An 18,644-nucleotide genomic window follows, 5' to 3' on the forward strand; every position below is an offset into this window, starting at 1 on the left:
TCTTGAGGCACTATTCCGCGGCCTCGCGATGTTTTTCGGTCCAGTCGAGACAGGAGCGCAACAGGCGCAGGTACAGTTTTGGCGGGTAGTAGTCGTGGGTCGACTTCGGATACCCGACCAGATGTGCATCCGCACCCTCTCGCTTCAACGCACGATAAAACTCCTCCAGTTGCGTAAAGGGAACATTGTCGTCCAGTAGTCCGCCTTGAATGAGCACAGGGGTCTGCACATTCTTCACATGGAAGATCGGTGAGCGATCCAGAAACATCTGCAGATTGTCGATGAAACTGCCCCCCAGGTACCAGCTTGTCTGAAAATAGCCGTTGGTGCCCTCCAGACTGATATAGTCCGTTTCTCCGGCAACCGGGCATGCAGACCTGAACCGGTCGGTCTGGGTGATGATCCAGCTGGTCAGCGTACCACCATTGCTCTGGCCGATCACGAACAGCTTCTCGGGATCCGCCAATCCCTGGGCGATGACGTGGTTTACGCCCGTCATGACGTCGTGAAAGTCCGGGCCACCGAAATTGCCGATCAGGTCTTCCCGGAAATTCCGGCCATATCCGAGTGTACCGCGATAATTGATGCGCAGAACGAAATACCCGTTTTCCAGATAGGCCGCCGTCGCAAAGAATCTCATCAGCGGCAGGTATTCGTTGAAGTCAACGCCATTCGGACCGCCGTGTATCTGCACGACCAATGGATATGTCTCGCCTTCCCGGTAGTCCTCCGGATAGCTCAAAAGACCCTCGACAGGCGTTGTGTCGAGCGACGTCCACTCGATCAGCTCGGTCCTGAGTGCCCCGATCCCATCGAACTCGCTGTTCACCTGCGTGACCCTTGAAGGATCGAACTGGGCGACATCGGTGACATACGCCTCGGGGGGTTTTGCGTGTGTCTGTCCGATGAAGGTGAGTGTCTGTCCGTCTGAACTAACGTCGACAAAGGACGACGTCAGATAGGTATTGAGGCCCGGCACATCCAGATCTCGTGGAGATCCGAACACTTTCAAGTACGAGGATCCGTCGATCGGCATCTCGTAGAAGGAATAGCTGACACGGTCATTCTCTATGTAGTAGAGGCTCTTGGAATCGGCCGCCCACTCCCACGGAAACGGAAGCCGGTTCTTGCTGTTGGGGAGATTGATGATATCGCCGCCATCGACCGGGAGAAGTTTGATATCCCAAAGGAAAGACCATTTGAAGGGGCCCGGTGCGTTTATGAATGCAATCCATTTGCCGTCCGGCGAGAATTTTGGAAAATATTTCCAGTGCTCATTTCCTGCATCGATACGACTGAATTCCCTGGTTCCGACATCGGCAATTGAGAGCTGCGCCCTCGTCCAGTAGTCGAGGCCGGGTCGTTCCTGATGCGCAAACACGATCCGGCGGCTGTCGGGAGCCCAGTCATACGACCAGTTGCCGCCCCATTCGCTAACCGAGAATTCTGCATCCCGCGTCAGGTTGATCACGTTTCCGTCCGGTTTGACACCCTTCAGTTTTTGCAGCCAAAGGTGATTTTTGACGAAGACATCTGAATCTTTCACATCCGGCGGAACCAAATCCGGATCTGCCATGACAAATGCAATTGAATTGCCGTCCGGCGCCCATTTGAAACTCGAAATATCCCGCGAAACGCGGGTAATCTGCTGGCCGTCACCCCCAGCGGCCTCGACGACCCAAATATTGTTTATCCCCGTTTCGGTAGACAGATAGGCAACGAAGCGCCCGTCCGGTGACCACTGCGGCGCGGATTTTTCAGCAGACCGCTCCAGCAACGTTCGCACGTTGCCACCATCGGTGTCGGACACGAAGAATTCGACCGGATATTCGTCCTTGACCAGATCGACGCTGTTCACACCGTAAAGCAGCTTTGAATCGTCGGGAGAAAACGAGAGGTCTGAAAGACGTTTTACATTGAGACTGGTTTCGGGGCTCCAGGAGCCTTGTGCGAAGGATTCTCGCGCCGGCAACGCAAGACAAAGCGTGACACACAAGAGGATGAATTTCTGCGAAACGGTGCCCCGCATGGACATGACGATACTCCAATCAACAACGAAAGGTGGTGTCTTTGTCCAACACTATACCGCAAATGCTATTGTTGATTTTCACAAGGTCGGGATTTGCGGCCCAAGTGCTCAGGCAGCGCGGAAACATGACTTGCCGACCGGTCTCGCACGACGATGGCACCGCTCGTCCTGTCTGGCAGGTCACCTGGCCCGACACGGCAGGACGCGCGGTGTCAGTTACTGTCTTCTTTCTTTTTCTTGCCCAGAACGCTTCCAAGCAATCCGGGAGGAAGGCCGAAGCCCTCTTCAACGGCTTTCAGCACTTCTTCGTCATCGACATCGCCGTCGATAACCTTCTGGACATCGATCTGGGTCCGCCCACCGGTCGCGCGTTGAATAACCTCGTTTGCCGTATCAACCAGCTCCCGCGGAGCGTCCTTGTTTCCCTGGAGTATCGAGATCAGCTCGCCACCCGTTTCCTGAAGCTGCTTGTAGGCCGCCTCCGGGTTTTGCAGAATACCGGCAATATCGGGATAGATCCGGGGGTCATTCCAGGACCCTTCGATGACAATTGGAACGCCGAGACCCGCCATTTTCTTGTCCTCGCCCTTCCGGCGCGGCATCGGCGGTTGCCCTTCCAGGGTCGGAACGATATTTGGCTCCACGCGCCAGTTGAGGCTTTGCTGCGGCAAGTCCGTCGTTCCCTTGCCGTTCATACGCAACAACGGCCCGACCATGGCAAGATCTTCGGTCTTGGCGATCCCGTTGGCAATTTGAAACGAAGCCCCGAGGGTACTGAAGTCGGTCTTCGCCGAGGGATTTTCCTGCCAGCCGAGCAATGTTTCGACAGAAAGACCCCGCACCATTTTCGGAATATTGATACCCCTGATTGCTCCGTCCACGAATTCATAGTCGGCCGAACCGTTCAAACCCTGGACCAGCGCTTGCTGCGATCCGCCGCTTGACGTCACATTGAGATTGATCGAGGTGCTGCCTTCAATCCACTCAAATTCAGCCGCGTCGCGCAGCAAGGGATAGGCATTGAGCCCGCTCAGCGAAAACTGCGCGGCGACTTCAGGTGTTTCCGAAGCTCCGTTCAACGTGACAGTTCCCTTGCCCGCGCCTTCGTATAGAGCCAGCTTTTCCAGGTTCGCAGTCAGAACCCCGTTTTGAATGGTCGTGGAAAGCGCACTCTCGTCGATCTTGATCTTGTTCCAGCGAATCTCGCGCGTCGTGACCTTGAAATCCGCATCGACGGCCCGAAGACCCTTGAAGTCGATCGGATCCGTGTTCCATCCGGATGCCGGCTTTTTGCTTTCGTTTCCGCCACTTGCATTGCCTGAAGACCCGGACCCGCCAGAGCCGCCACCGGTTCCTGTGCTGGAGCCGTCACTAAGATACGGATCCAGCACCAGCTCGCGCAGCGCCAGTCGTGCCGTCACCTTCGGCTTGGCACCAAGTTCGATCCTCCCGTTGGCTTCACCGCTTGTCTCATCAAGTGTAAAGCGGGTTTCTTCGAACGAAACCGCACCGGGCTGCATACCGAAAATCCCGGAGGCCTTGAAGGTTTTCAGCCCGCCCCCCGAACCAAGCGGCTGACCAAGCCAGCCCATCAAACCACGCAGATCAGCCGTATCCACATTGACCGCGCCATCGACATTGCCGCTCATTGCGACCTGTCCGGCAAAGCCCGCACTAACCCTGTTGCCTTTCAGGGAAACGGATACAGGTGCTGAGTTTCCGCCAAGCAACTTTGCGGTATCGGCCTCGCCTGTCAGGCTGAATGCTTCACCCCGCCATGAAAGCGCGCCCGAAAGGGAGATCGGTTTTTCAAGGCCCTGAAGATCCACGTCCAGCGCAAGGTCGGTCAGACGGTCCGCCTCCGGGTCACCAACGGTGGAGGACAGGCCGAGGCCACCAATTTCGCCCTCTGAAATCGAAATCGACCCGTTCATGTCGAGACCGGCAATCAGTTCCGCGCCTGTCAATCCGACGGTATCGAATGCCATATCGGCGCTCAGCTTTCCTCTTGCCGGCAAGTCCTGGCCTGCCAGAAGAAGAAGGTCCTTGATCGATCCATCCTTCAGGACCATGCGGCCGGACACTTCCGGCACGAGACCTGCGAGATCCGCGTCTGCCGCACCACCGAGCGAAAGCTGGCCGAGCACAAGATGCAGATCGGCAACGGAAATCGACGCTTCCGAGCCTGAAATCCTGGCGTCGAATGAATAGGCCCCCGGGTCTGCCTCCAGGCTCTGACCGGCGAGCGCTGCCAACGACTTCAATGATGGTCCCGCGGCATTCAGGGTCAGTTCGGCGCGCGTTGGCTTGAGCCCTGTTTCACCTGACATTGTGATGGAATTTTCACCGGTCGAAATCGTCAGGTTGACCGGCACCTGATCGCCGGATGTCAGCCCCAGCGGATTATCCAGCCCACCGGCGACATTGAACGGTATGTCCTGAAGCACGAAACTGGAAGTCAGATCGACCTCACCGCCGAGATCCGGAGCAGTGAGTGCAAGATCCAGATTGCTGATCCGAACCGGCTCGCTTGTTGACGGATCCTTGTAGGTGAGCATGCCACCGTTGATCGTAAGACTGTCGACACCAATGCTTTTCAGGTAGTTTCCGGATGCGGTCGCAGGCTTCGATTGGGGCGCTTGCGTTGCCGAGGTCTGATCAGCCTGAGCGGCTTGTCCGGATTGGGCGGCAAGGTCTTCGCCAAGACCGAGATTCCGGCGCGGTTCCCAGCTGGTCGATCCGTTTTGACCCACTTCAAGATAGATGTCCGGCTTGTCCAGAGTAATGCCGGTGACCTGGATGTTGCCCGTTATCAACCCACCCCAGGCGAGACCGAACTCCACTCGTTCCGCCTTTGCAAATTCAATACCGTCGGCACCGGCTTCTCCCGCGACACCGATATCCTGTGCGTCGAGAGCAAACCCGGGAAACAGGGAAAGCGACACGGGACCGTCAAGCCGGACGCGCCAGCCAAGTCGCTTGTCCACCTGTTCAACCACCTGACGTTTGATTTCGTCCTTGGGCAGGAACAGCGGAACGACCAGAACGATCGTCACCAGCAAGATCACCAGACTGCCCAACCCGATCAAAAGCCGTCGCATATTTGAGCGTCTCCTTTCGCGAATCGGCCCTAATGTAGACCAAACGCACCTTCGTCCACACCCACACTGCACTGTGAATTTGACAAAAGCAGGAAACAATACGAATTCGCAACCGTCGAGCGCAGAGCTTCCTCGGAAATCGTCACGCCTGGGAAAAGGCAACCATGTGATTGTCCCACGAAAAGCCAGGAGGCCGCGCCAGGATCTCGGCTGGCAGGTCTGGTTCGTTGACCAAAGACAAACCGCCATTTCCGTCAGAAATCAGAAAACTACCCTGATCGATGGGCGCGACACCGCAGCCATCGGGGATCGCCTGCGCGCCAAGGAAACCGCCTGTTCCTGCGTCCCAGAATAGGGTCTGGCCGCCACGCGGTGCGGATGTGGCAATGACATCGCCGGAAATGCTGGCGGTTACGGACCCGATGTAATTGTTCAGATTGCCTGTGAATGACGCTGGTATTTCTGTCGTATAGGGCGCTTCGTCAGGTGCGAAGACGGCAACGAGCGGCGGCGCATCAGATGCCGGCCCCTCATATTGGCCACCGACCCAGGCCCGCCCCTTTCCGTCCAGGGCCATGTGCCGCAAGGATAATTGATGCAGGGACCTGTCCAGTTCATGTTGTCTTGCCAGATCGCCTGTTTGTACATCAACAAAGGCGATCGAGGGCGCCATGGTGGCAAGATTGAGCTTCTCTCGACCCATGTCCGGGTGCGTTTCAATGCCGCCATTTGCAATCACGAGTGTCCGTCCGTCGGACGATAGCGCGATATCGTGCGGTCCAAGACCAAAAGAACTGATTTCACCGATCCGTTTCGGCAGGTGGCCACTCACGTCGTAGACGCCCACGACCCCGCGAACGGCTCCAAAATCGTTCTCCACCGCATAAAGCAGACGGCCATCGGCCGAAAAACAGCCATGGCCATAAAAATGCCTGCCGGGTTCGGAGACAATCACGGAAGGGTCGGAGTTCTGAAAAGGTTGCACAAACAGAGCGAACGTCCCGGGACGCCGTGCAAAGGCAACAAAACGCTGCCCGTCCGGAGAAACGGCAATACCATGACCACGTCCGGGGAGCGTTATTCTGGCAAGGATCTGTCCGTAGTCGTCCAGCAGTCCTATGCCGAAGTCACCATTGGAATTCCGGTAGGCGCTGGCAAAAAGTACAGCATCTTCGCCGTCTTTCCGCTCCAGCAGGCTTTCTGCCAGTGGCGACCGCGAAAAGGCAGGCAACGTTGCGATACCGCCCAGCGCCGTCAAGAACCCGCGGCGCGAAAACGTGTGTCGTTCAGTCGCCGTCAAGGGCATTGAACCCTCCGGCAAGTCCCAGGCCACCGGCGACACCCTGGGTCATCAGCTCCTGGATCGAGGAAAGCGTGATCAACAGGGCAGCAACCTGATTGTAACCATCGTTCTCGCTGAATGTCCTGCGCAAGGGCGGATTGAGTGCATCCAGGAAGTTCCTGGCATTCTTGAATTCAAAACCGAGCGTATCCAGTGTCCACTGATCGTCGGATGACATCATTGGTTTCAGATCCATGCTGGACAGCGCATCGTCGATACCGGCAAGCTCGCCCGTGAGGTAGACAACCGCATTGCCCGAGCGTGAAAAGGGAAACCGGTTCGGTTTTGTTTTGTCCTTCGACTTTCCCATCGCCGGCAAAATATCCTGATCCTTGGTAATCGTGATACCGGTTGCCAGCGAATTGAAAACGTCCTCGATGGCTTCCTTCGAAGTACGATAACGGTCATTGTCCGGCCCGGCAGACAGAAGAATTTTGCTGTAACCGTCCGGGTCGATCCAATCGGCCGAGGTGTCATGCGCAATCTTGGAAACGTTCTGCGCAATGGCGAGAGCGTACCCGCACGTGTAGTCCTTGTTGTCACTGTCATTTCCGAGGACGACTTCCGTGTCCTTGTTGAAGGCAATCAGCTCCAGTGCAGTCAGGCTCTGAACCGCGACGCTTTTCTTGCCAAGGCGCACAGGCGACAAAACGCTGTTGTCCGCCGCCGCATAGAGTTTTCTGATCTGCTTTTGCGCCCTGCCGCGCGGGTCAGGCCGGAAAGACAGGCGGCTTAGCCTGTCGTCTTCAAGGAGGGGACCGAACCTCAGAAACTGAATGCGTGAAAAATCACGTATGGTTTCCGAAAAGGCGGTTTGAAATCCAAGGACGTTTGCCTCGGTTGCCTCGATGCAGATGGCTGAAACGGCATTGGGCAGTTTTCCGGCGCTTTCAGAAAAATCGGCTGCCGCCGGGCGAAAATAGCCCGAAATGATATTTTCAAGCGGTGCGTTGAAATCAGCTGCTTGCGATGGAACCGCAAGAAGGATCGCAGCAATTCCCAGGACCAGGTTTTTCATCAAAGAGACTCCAAGAAACGGATCAGCGCCTGTCGATTTTCCGGCGGCATTGCAACAACAGTATCACGTGCCGCCTGTGCTTCGCCGCCATGCCACAGAACGGCTTCCAGAAGATTGCGTGCCCGTCCGTCGTGCAGGAACCTTGTATGGTTGTTTACCGTCTCGGTCAGGCCGATGCCCCAGAGCGGCGGCGTCCGCCATTCCCGTCCGTTTGCATCACCCACAGGGCGATTGTCAGCAAGACCCTCGCCCATATCATGCAGAAGAAGGTCCGTATATGGCCAGATCAGCTGGAACCTGTGCGCCGGGTTTGCGGCATTTCTTCCTGTTACATATTTTGGCTGATGGCATTTGGCGCAACCCGTTTCGTAAAAGACCTGCTTGCCCTTCAGGACGACCGGATCGTCAACATCGCGCCGCATCGGCACTGCGAGGTTTTCCGAATAGAAAGTCACAAGATCCATGACAGGATCAGGGGCCTCGGAAACGCCGAGCGTCACCTGCTCGCCATGCGGCAAGGCTCTGCATTCGGTTTGCAATTCCGTGCAATCGCCGTAGTTGTCGGGCCGGTCCGGCGTGCTGATGCCGATATCGCCGGAAAATGCACCCGCCGTCTGGGTCCGGATAGAGGGGTTCGATGCCTTCCAGCCGAACCGGCCAATGGTGAACTCATCGGTTTCCGGATCACGCACGCGGCTGATCCTGCCTGAAACGCCATCCCCATCGAGATCCTCCGGATCCGCAAGCCTCTCCAAGTCGCCAGGGTGGATGGCTTGAAGAAGGCCAAGCCCGATCATCGGCGGCGCAACACGGGGGGAAATCATGGTGTCGGGATGCATGTCACCAAATCCGAGATCGCGGATCTGGTAGACGGGTTTTTGAAGAATGGCTGTCTCACCGCCATTCATGTGAACTTCGATGTCTTGCGTTCCGATATCGAACCGTCCTTCGCCGGGAAGGCCCTGCACAGCAAAGGCCTGGAACTGACCGCCATAGACCGGTTCCGGAACACGCAGGATTTTCCGCGCCGACAGGGCCAGTTGCTGTTCTTCCGTCTGAGGCGGAATTGAAAGACGCAGGAACAGCGAAACCGCTTCATCCCCCGGACGTGGCGGACGGCCCCGGCCGTCCTTCAGATGGCAACCCTGACAGGAGCGCGCATTGTAGAGCGGTCCAAGACCGTCTGAGGCGCGTGTCGACGAGGGCGAAGAAGTCCAGAGTTTCTTGAAAAGCCCGTTTCCGACCTTGAAATCGTGCTGCTCTTCGAACGTCAGGTTGGCATTCGAGTGCGAAAATGCATCCCGATTTGGGCGGCGGGTAGAGGTGCCGGCTCCGCCCTGCATCGGCTCGAACGGTTCGGGCGCTTCAAAATCGGCAGGCGCCGAGAGTATGTTCGCGATCCTGGCCCTGTCTTTCTCCGACAGGTCGTCGCGGTGGGAAAACGGATCCCCTGCAGCGACAGGATTGACTGCAAGAAAAACACACAAAACAGCGCTCTTGGCGGCGTTCGACCGAAGGGCCAGCCTCATAAATCGCATCCTGATTGTGACCTGCGAGCCCCAATTCGCAGATAGAAAAGCGTCAGGCGGCCCGAGAGCCGCCTGACGAGATTTGCTTATTCGAAAACCGCGCCCGGGTTGTCAAGGCTGTCGGAACCTTCAAACGCGACTTCGTCCAGACCGAGCACTTTTACGACGCGTTCGATGGACGCCGTCTGATCGACCAGAGCGTCGACGGCGGCCTGCACAACGGCGTTGCCCTCGTCGTTGCCTTCACCAATCATCTGGTCATAGGCTTCACCACCTTCGGCCCGCGCCTTCATGACCTCGAACGCAGCCAGCGTCGCGTCGAGCTTTGCCTTCATCTCGTCGGCAAGTGCCGGATCCTTCGCCGCGAGAATGTCAGCGAGCGAAGCACCTGAAACATCGTTGCCAAGCGGGCTTGAATACGAACCGAAGTAGACGTTTCGGATACCGATGACATCATTGAGGTGCGACATGTGGGTGTTGTCGGCGAAGCAGTCATGCTCTTCCTCCGGATCATGCAGCAGAAGGCCGAGTTTGATGCGTTCCCCGGCAAGTTCACCGTAGGAAAGCGACCCCATACCGGTCAGGATCGTCGCAAGACCGCCGTTTTCTCCCTTGGCTGCCAGCTCTTCACGTGCCGCTCCGCCAGGCGCCCAGGCGGCTGCCATTTCTTCAAGATCGGAAATCAGAAGGTCGGTGACTGCTCGCAGGTATTGGACCCGCCGCTCACAATTCCCGCCGGTGCAGTTGGCCGGATCGAAGTCCGTCGCGGGACGGGAACCGGCCCCGGCGTCGGTGCCGTTCAGATCCTGACCCCACAGCATGAATTCGACAGCGTGATAACCGGTGACCACGTTGGCCTCGACTTCACCGGCTTCCTGAAGCTGGTCAGCCAGCAAAGACGCGGTAATATTGCTCGCATCGATTGTTTCGCCACCGGCCTTGAGGGACGGATTGGCAATCAGGTTGGCCGCATAGAACGGGTTTTCTTCTGAATCTTCACCATAGGACGCGTCAACATAGTCGATCAGGCCTTCGTCGAGCGGCCACGCATTTACCTTGCCTTCCCAATCATCGACGATCGCGTTGCCGAAACGGTAGGCTTCGGTCTGCTGGTAGGGATTGCGCGCTTCGATCCACGCAGAGCGTGCGTCTTCCAGGTTTGCCTCGGTCGGCTCATCGAGGAACTTGTCGATAGCAGCCTTCAGCGTCTTTGCCGTTGCAAGGGAATCGGCATAGCTCGCCTGGGCAATATCGCCGTAATTCGACAGGACATCAGACGGCGCCGCTGCCATTGCAGGCGTGACAAACAGGGCCGTAGCCGTCAGCAGGCCAAACTTGAGTGATTTCATGGGTCCACCCCCTTTTCAATGCAATCGGGACCGCGAACGCCACCCCGTTTTTGCAATTACAAAAATTTAAACAACGCCAGCGGGCGTCGACAGCCTGTCGGTCAAACCATTTCCTGAAGCATAGTGTCAAGTTTAAAATCAAGAAAAATCAATAGTTTAGAAAGATTCCAAAAAGTTGACTCGAAAATACCGGATTAAATCCCCACCTGACACGCTTAAAGGTATCAACAACTCTTTGATGCCAAAGTGGGAATGGTATAGCTATTTAAGGAAGGCAAGCAGGGATGCCGGAAACAGGAAAACCAAGACATGCTGAATGCGCTGAAAAGCTTTGTCCGGGAAATCACATTTGGTGACGACGGCAAGAAGAAGTTCGCAGAAGACGACAAGCGTTTGGCTGCGGCTGCCCTGTTGTTTCACCTGATCGATATCGACGGCATCATCGAGGAAAGCGAAAGCACGAAACTTCGCGAGATTCTGCAAAGTCACTACGACCTGTCCGACAAGGAAACGACGGAACTGATCGCCGCTGCCAAGCAGCGAGACGAAGAGGCCGTCGACCTTTATGGTTTCACGTCCGTATTGAAACGGACGGCCGACGAGACAGAGCGCCTCGCGATCGTCGAGATGATGTGGGAGATCGTTTACGCGGACGGCCACGTCCACGAGTTTGAAGACAATACAATCTGGCGTGTCGCCGAACTTCTGGGAGTTTCAACGCGAGATCGCATGACGCTCCGGCACAAGGTTGCGCAAACTGCACCTGAAGAAACGGACAGCGAGTAGCAATCCGGTCTCGAATCCGGGCGACCAACGATAGCCGGGGAAATTTCATTGAACAGTTGTTGGAGCGGGGGTCGATTTTTTTGGCGGGCTCCCTCATATTTGTCTTATGAGATTTGAACGCGCTCCAGCCGGTAACTGTCCCAAGGTCCTCATTGTCCTCCACCAGGAAGCCTCCTCACCCGGCCGTGTCGGAATGGAACTTGTCAAACGCGGCTTCACACTGGATATCCGAAAACCCCGTTTCGGTGACACGCTGCCTGACACCATGGCCGGGCATGCCGGTGCTGTGATATTTGGTGGTCCGATGAGCGCCAACGATCCCGATGCTTTCGTTCACAAGGAAATTGACTGGATCAAGGTACCGCTGAAGGAGGAAAAACCTTTTCTCGGTATCTGTCTCGGGGCCCAGATGATGGTCAGGCACCTGGGTGGCACGGTCGCCGGTCACAGGGACGAACTTGTCGAGATCGGCTATTACCCCTTGTCGCCGACAAGCACCGGCAAAACAATGATGGACTGGCCGAAAAAGGTTTATCAGTGGCACCGGGAAGGTTTTGACTGTCCGGGTGGAGCTGAATTGCTGGCTTCTGGCCCGACGTACCCCAATCAGGCCATTCGTGTCGGACCGGCCGCTTACGGCATCCAGTTTCATCCGGAATTGACTCACCAGATGATGGTCAAATGGACCACAAAGGCAGCGCCGCGCATGGAACTGCCCGGAGCTCAGCAACGCCGCGATCACTTCGCCGGCCGCTTCATCCACGATCCTGCCGTCAGGAAATGGCTCGACGATTTTCTGGATCTCTGGATCGGGACAGCACAAGCGCCGGTTATGCACGCCCAGATGAGAGCGGCGGAATGATCCGCCACCAACTGGTTGCCGGTCTGCGCATCTAGTCTGCGGAAACGATTTCTCCAGGCCGCCAGGTTTTCTCGAACCAGGGTTCCTCCGGTCCGTACAGACGCAGGATGGCAAACCATCCCTTGTTCGCGATGGTCTGGATCCAGTTCTGCTGCTTCCCTGACGGCGCTTCGGGACCGAAGTAAAGCGTTACTGATCCGTCGTCGTTGACGGCCAGATCATCACGTTGATTGTTCTTGCTCGGGAACGGCTGACCGGTCTGAAGCTCGGAGCGGGTCTGAGGGTCATAGATAACGACCGACCAGAAGTCTTTCGCAGGAACGTCGGCCGGTATGGTGAGCGAGTAGGTTTTGGAGCCATCCAGGAATTCCCCCACGCTATCCGTGACATTCAGGGCGTATTGCGAACCTTTGCCCGGGAGCTTCAGAACCATTGCCGGCGTGTTGACGGTTGCCATGTAGAAGAACATCGTTCGGGCATCCAGATACCGCCCACCGTTGCCCTCGTCACGCAGCCACTGCCAGTTACTGCCTATGAAAGCGGTATACCAGCCACTGTTTTCATACAGATAGGCAGTCTTGTCGCGTGGTTTCAGCCAGATCGATCGGGCGGTGGCATTTCCTATGGCGACCGCCTCCGTCAGAATTTGCTTCATACGCTCATCAGGATCGAAGGCTTTGCCCCTTTCGATCCCGATCGCGGCCGCAAGACCACGCAGTTCGGGATCGAATGTCGATATCGGCTCTTTCTGGATTACCGTATTCAGTTCGTTGTAGAACTCGAACGTATTGGCGTGAATGGTATTGAACGCCTTCCTGGAAACATTGATGAATTCCATCTCTGGTGGTGCGGATCTGTCACGAAGAGGGTAGATCTTCAGGCCGGTCCGATAGGCTTTGACAGCCGCATCGGTCTTGCCGTCGACAAGGAACCCGCGGGCGATGAACCAATTGATGTAACTGGTCGATTTCGAAACGAAGTAGGTTTCACCCTCGACCTCCGCCTTGTATCCGCCGACCGGCGGCGCAAGATCGCCCTCATAGTCGGGCGGCAATATGAGGTATTTCCCGCCCTCTCCCTTGTCGGGGCCCGGCACGCCCATGTCGGTAACAAATCTGAAATAGGCATCATTGACCGTCGTCGGCCCCTGACCCTTCGGAATCTCGATGACGACCGGACCGTCGCGCTGCAGATCCAGAATGGTCGAACCATAGACCGTGTCGGTGTTGCCGGTCAGAAACAACGGATTTGAGTCCATCAAATCCTCAAACACCGCAAACTTGTTTGCGGCATCGACACCGACTTCGACCATCCCTCTTCGGATACCCTCTATGGAAGTCGCGGGTATGAAATTCAGAAAAACCTCGACACCGCGCATGAAGTCGAGTGTGTCAAACATCAGGGCACTGGTTTCGGGTGTCGGTCGTCCATCGACGAATTTTAGGGTACCGAAGCGCGTTTCCACTTCATCCGGGGTCAGGATGTCTTCCGGGATCGGCGTATTGTAGTTCGGAAGGTCGACTTTGTTTTCAGACGCCAGCCCAAACTGGACTTGAAGGAGAACAAACGCAGTAAAAAACAATAAGGAATTCTTCATGACGGGCTCCCGGATCGAGGCGAACACACAAAGGTGTTCACCTCGGAGACTGGAGAGTTTCCCGCAGAAGTCAATCAAAACGCTACGTTAGCTTGCAAGGGCAAGATCCTTTGCCTCACCCTTGCGACTGCGTGAAACAGGCCCTGCCTATTTGATCCTGGCGTCTTCTACCGGATATCCAAGACCGCCTTGCTCGCCGAAATTCTCAAGATGGCACTCGCTGCAGGCTGTGAACACGTTGACTGCTTGCGGCGATCCGTTGGGCGCGACCATCATGTAGTACCAGTCATCGGTCTTGGGCGATTTTCCGGCCGCGACCTTTTCCATGAGGAACAGCGGTCCCTTGGTAACCTTGCCGTCGTCATCGATCGCAAAGGATTCCTTGGCGATTTGGGTTCCCGCCGGAATGGAAACATTTTCCGGCTTGTACTTCAGATACTCGTCGGCACCGATGGAATTCACGTAGGTCACCAGAAACCTGCCACCGTGAAAGCCGGGTGCTGCCGGAAATGCACTTGCTTTGGTCCAGCCCGGATAATCCTTCACGAACGCTTCCGGTATCCAGCGTTTCGAGCCCTTCTGGTATCCGGCCTGCAGATCAGACTTCAGACAATCATAGACCGCCTCGGCTTCATCGCCGGTCAACTCGTAACCCGGCTTGTTTACATCGCAAGCCGCATAGGCGGATGTCGTGAAAACAAGGGATGCGATTGCACCTCCCAGCCAAACAGGTAGCTTCCTCATTGTTCTCTCCCTAAGCTAACGCCTTTGATCAAAGACGTGGCCACGGAAGCTTCAAGCTTTGGAGAGCCTGTTTACAACTCACATGAATGGTGATGAGTCGTGATTTGGCGTGATCGACACTGTTTTAGCAATTGATAACAAGTAACTAGAAAGCAAATCGCACCAATGTGCGATCTGCTCACCTTTTCTCGATCAACTTTCGAAGACCACGAGAAGGTCTTTTGCGTCAATTTGTGCGCCAGGAGTGACCAGCACTTCTTTGACTTTACCGTCTCGCTCCGCATGAAGCGCTGTTTCCATCTTCATGGCCTCGATGGAGACGAGGACATCACCGGCCTTGACGTCCTGCCCGGTCGCAATGGCAACCGTGGAGATGACGCCCGGCATCGGCGCGCCGACATGCGCGGCGTTTCCGTCTTCGGCCTTGCGCATCGCGGCGGCACCGGTTGCGCCGTGAGCGCGGTCCGGGACCTTGACATTACGTGGCTGCCCGTTGAGCTCGAAGAATACTTTCTTCTCGCCCTTTTCATCCGTTTCCCCGATCGCCTGACACCGCACGACCAGTGTCTTGCCGGCCTCAAGATCGACAAAAACCTCTTGGCCTGCTTCCAGCCCGTAAAAATAGACCGGCGTCGGCAGGACCGAAGTCGGTCCGTATTGCTGCTGTGCCTTGTCGAAATCGGTAAAGACCTTCGGGTACATCAGGTAGGCCGCAAGATCCGTGTCGTTGATATCACCTCCCGTCGCGGCCGCTGCAGTCTTGCGTTCCGCGTCAAGATCGGCGTCTTCCAGCAGCGACCCCGGACGAACGGAGATGGGCGCACTTCCCTTGAGCACCTTTTCCTGCAACGCGGCCGGCCAGCCACCCGGCGACTGGCCGAGATCGCCGTGAAGCATCTTGACGACACTGTCCGGGAAGGCGACATCCTTGTCCGGATCCTCGACTTCTTCGACGGAAAGCCCCTGGCTGACCATCATCAATGCCATGTCGCCGACCACCTTTGAGGACGGTGTCACCTTGACGATATCCCCAAACATCATGTTGACGTCTGCATAGGCCTGCGCGACTTCATGCCAGCGGGTTTCGAGCCCCAGCGATCTTGCCTGCTCTTTCAGGTTGGTGAATTGACCGCCCGGCATTTCGTGCAGGTACACTTCCGAAGCGCCAAATCGCAGATCACTTTCGAATGCGCGATACTGCGTCCGAACGGCCTCCCAGTAGAAGGATATCTGACGGATCGTCTTGGCATCGAGCCCCGTTTCACGCTCGCTTCCACGCAAGGCCTCCACGATCGATCCGAGACAGGGCTGTGACGTCAATCCGGAAAGCGCGTCCATCGCGGCGTCGACGGCATCGGCCCCTGCTTCGACCGCGGCGAGAATAGTTGCAGCCGCAATTCCGGAAGTATCATGGGTGTGGAAGTGGATCGGCAGATCCGTCTCGTCCTTCAGGGTCTTGATCAGGACCCGTGCCGCCTCCGGCTTGAGCAGGCCTGCCATGTCCTTGATACCGAGAATGTGCGCACCTGCCGCTTCCAGTTCCTTGGCAAGTCCGACATAATATTTCAGGTCGTATTTCGGTCGCGCACTGTCGAGCATGTCGCCCGTGTAACAAAGCACGCCTTCACAAAGCTTGTTCGCTTCCTGAACCGCGTCCATCGAGACGCGCATGTTTTCAACCCAGTTGAGGCAATCAAAGACACGGAACAGGTCAATTCCATTTTCCGCGGCTTGCTTGACGAAAAACTTGACGGTGTTGTCAGGGTAATTCGTGTAACCGACACCGTTGGAGCCGCGCAGCAGCATCTGAAGGAGAATGTTCGGTGCTTTCTCGCGGATGAGATGCAGCCGCTCCCACGGACTTTCGGTCAGGAACCGCATTGCGACGTCGAAGGTCGCTCCTCCCCAGCATTCCAGTGAAAACAGCGTCGGAAGGCCGACGGCATAGGCATCGGCGACATTGACGATATCATGGGTCCGCATGCGTGTTGCCAGCAGCGACTGATGACCATCACGCATCGTGGTGTCTGTGATCAGTGCCCGTTTCTGGCCTTTCATCCAGTCCGCGAACCCCTTGGGACCGAGTTCATCGAGAAGTTGCCGTGTGCCGGACGGCTTGTCGTCGCCGAAATCCGGAATGGTCGGGGGCGCCACATCCTTGGGCGGACGCGCCCGGTTTTTGGTCTCCGGATGTCCGTTGACCGAAACGTCCGCGATGTATGTCAACAACTTGGTTGCCCGGTCCTGACGCTTGGTCTGTTCGAAAAGCGAAGGAGTCTCGTCGATGAAACGGGTGGTGTATTTGTTTGCCCGGAAATCATCGTGATCAATGATGTTCTCCAGGAAGACAAGGTTTGTCGCCACGCCGCGGATCCGGAACTCCCGCAAGGCGCGGTCCATGCGCTTGCGCGCGTCTTCCGCCGTCGGCGCCCAGGCCGTGACCTTTTCCAGAAGCGGGTCATAAAACCGTGTGATCACCGCGCCCGAATAGGCGGTACCGCCGTCCAGGCGAATGCCGAAGCCCGTCGCGCCGCGATATGCGGTGATCCGGCCATAGTCCGGAATGAAGTTCTGTTCCGGGTCTTCCGTGGTGATCCGGCACTGAAGTGCATGACCGTTGAGGCGAATGTTCTCCTGCGCCGGAACGCCGCTTTCCGGTGTGCCGATCCTGGCACCTTCCGCTATATGGATCTGCGCCTGCACGATATCGATGCCGGTCACTTCCTCTGTGACCGTGTGCTCCACCTGAACTCGCGGGTTCACCTCGATGAAGTAAACGGCACCCGTGTCGGCATCCATCAGGAATTCGACCGTTCCCGCACCCCGGTAGTTCACCGCACGGCCGATTTTCAGACCGTATTCGCAGAGCTCCTGGCGTTTCGCTTCTTCCAGATAAGGTGCCGGTGCACGCTCGACGACTTTTTGGTGACGACGCTGGATGGAGCAGTCCCGCTCAAACAGATGCACGACGTTCTCGCCATCGCCCAGGATCTGAACTTCGACGTGACGCGCCTGCTGCACGAGTTTTTCAAGATAGATTTCGTCCTTGCCAAAGGCGGCCATTGCTTCGCGTTTGGCCGCCAGAACTTCTTTTTCGAGCGTCGCCTCGTCCGGGATGACGCGCATTCCCCGGCCACCGCCACCCCAGGACGCTTTCAGCATCACCGGATATCCGATTTCGAGCGCTTGTCGCTTGATATCACCAATATCGTCCGGAAGCGGGTCGGTCGCCGGCATCACCGGGACACCGGCCTCGATCGCCAGGTTTCTTGCAGCGACCTTGTTGCCGAGACGCCGCATCGTGTCGGACCTCGGGCCGATGAAAGTGATGCCTGCAGCATCACAGGCATCCACGAATTCGGGACTTTCCGAGAGCAGGCCGTAACCTGGATGAATGGCATCTGCACCGGCAAGCCTGGCAACACGGATGATTTCGTCGATGGAAAGATAGGCTTCGATCGGACCAAGCCCCTTGCCGACCTGATACGCCTCGTCCGCCTTGAAGCGATGAAGCGCCAGTTTGTCCTGTTCGGCATAGATCGCGACGGTCTTCAGACCCAACTCATTGGCGGCACGAAATACCCGGATCGCGATTTCAGACCGGTTCGCAACGAGAATTTTTGTTATTGCCAAAAGCCCATTCCCCTAATTTTTCGCAAAAGCAAGGCCGATTTTGCGCAAGATTTCTACTTTGGTCGAAGGCACTTGAAAAGGGGCAGAAAGGGTGTCCTTTTCTAAACTTGGAAAATATTTTTGCGCCTGCACGGGTAACTCATGGAAAACGCGTGCGAATTGCCGAAAGTTACGAGTGTAACTAGACTTATAAAAAATTTGCAGTGCAAAAATTCGGAGCTGATTCAGAGATTTCTCATCTCAAAAACAGAGTGAATCCCGTGACCCGATTTGAAACAGGTGAGGGATGCGGTTGACGCCGACCATTCCGGCAAACAGGATTTGTCGCTTTTCGACTAGCGTCCGGCAAGTCATCACACACCATATATTGTAAGAACAGACAGGAAACATTCGGGAGTCAGCGATTCGTCCGGGTTTCGTTCTTGCTGTGTCCGTTTATTAACCGGCACATTGACGGCGCCACGTACCCGATTCAGATTAAATTAATCCTTGACACAGTTTCCCGAAATTTCCGCGCGCTGATTGCGAAGCGACTCAAGTCTTTGACCAGATTCAGGATTTCGTGGGGCAAATCAGCGCACGGACCATATCTTGTAGGGAACAAATCCTGAATCGTCCGGAGTCCGCGATTCGGTTTCGGTTTGTTCTGGAGTC

At 56.4% G+C, this 18,644-nt stretch carries 11 protein-coding genes; 2 read left to right on the top strand and 9 right to left on the bottom strand.

From position 1 onward, the window contains the following. Positions 1–10: 10 nt before the first annotated feature. The 6 genes from LA5095_RS11280 to LA5095_RS11305 all read right to left on the bottom strand — a co-directional run bounded on the left by LA5095_RS11280 (position 11) and on the right by LA5095_RS11305 (position 10,368). Positions 11–2,035, bottom strand: coding sequence for a S9 family peptidase (locus tag LA5095_RS11280; RefSeq protein ID WP_055114941.1), 2,025 nt, complete (start codon positions 2,033–2,035; stop codon positions 11–13). A gap of 206 nt (positions 2,036–2,241) precedes the next feature. Next, entirely contained in the window at positions 2,242–5,130 is a 2,889-nt protein-coding gene (locus LA5095_RS11285) for an AsmA family protein (RefSeq protein WP_055114943.1), read from the bottom strand. Between the two features lie 142 nt (positions 5,131–5,272). Continuing rightward, a complete protein-coding gene (locus tag LA5095_RS11290; protein ID WP_055114944.1) occupies positions 5,273–6,436 on the bottom strand; it encodes a DUF1513 domain-containing protein in 1,164 nt (387 codons plus the stop codon). Then, positions 6,417–7,490, bottom strand: coding sequence for an imelysin family protein (locus LA5095_RS11295; RefSeq protein WP_055114946.1), 1,074 nt, complete (start codon positions 7,488–7,490; stop codon positions 6,417–6,419). The genes LA5095_RS11290 and LA5095_RS11295 overlap by 20 nt, the downstream gene beginning before the upstream one ends. Further along, the gene (locus tag LA5095_RS11300; protein ID WP_055114948.1) at positions 7,490–9,019 is read right to left on the bottom strand and encodes a di-heme oxidoreductase family protein; all 1,530 of its coding nucleotides are present in this window, start codon (positions 9,017–9,019) and stop codon (positions 7,490–7,492) included. Before LA5095_RS11300 ends, LA5095_RS11295 begins: the two co-directional genes overlap by 1 nt. Before the next feature lie 86 nt (positions 9,020–9,105). Further along, positions 9,106–10,368, bottom strand: coding sequence for an imelysin family protein (locus tag LA5095_RS11305; RefSeq protein WP_055114950.1), 1,263 nt, complete (start codon positions 10,366–10,368; stop codon positions 9,106–9,108). A gap of 309 nt (positions 10,369–10,677) precedes the next feature. On the opposite strand from LA5095_RS11305, the gene LA5095_RS11310 reads away from it, so the two are divergent. Next, positions 10,678–11,154, top strand: a complete 477-nt coding sequence (locus LA5095_RS11310; RefSeq protein ID WP_055114952.1) for a tellurite resistance TerB family protein — start codon at positions 10,678–10,680, stop codon at positions 11,152–11,154. Between the two features lie 106 nt (positions 11,155–11,260). Continuing rightward, entirely contained in the window at positions 11,261–12,016 is a 756-nt protein-coding gene (locus LA5095_RS11315) for a glutamine amidotransferase (RefSeq protein ID WP_055114954.1), read from the top strand. Positions 12,017–12,047: 31 nt separating this feature from the next. Here LA5095_RS11315 and LA5095_RS11320 read toward each other — a convergent pair whose 3' ends face one another. From LA5095_RS11320 to pyc, 3 genes are all read right to left on the bottom strand, one after another. Next, entirely contained in the window at positions 12,048–13,613 is a 1,566-nt protein-coding gene (locus tag LA5095_RS11320) for a DUF1254 domain-containing protein (protein WP_082442497.1), read from the bottom strand. A gap of 147 nt (positions 13,614–13,760) precedes the next feature. Then, positions 13,761–14,357 (bottom strand): cytochrome P460 family protein, encoded by a 597-nt coding sequence (locus tag LA5095_RS11325; RefSeq protein WP_055114957.1) that lies wholly within the window; start codon positions 14,355–14,357, stop codon positions 13,761–13,763. Positions 14,358–14,549: 192 nt separating this feature from the next. Next, entirely contained in the window at positions 14,550–17,990 is a 3,441-nt protein-coding gene (gene pyc, locus LA5095_RS11330) for a pyruvate carboxylase (RefSeq protein WP_055114959.1), read from the bottom strand. Positions 17,991–18,644: the final 654 nt, after the last annotated feature.

Source organism: Roseibium album (assembly GCF_001404515.1).
Taxonomy (GTDB): domain Bacteria; phylum Pseudomonadota; class Alphaproteobacteria; order Rhizobiales; family Stappiaceae; genus Roseibium; species Roseibium album.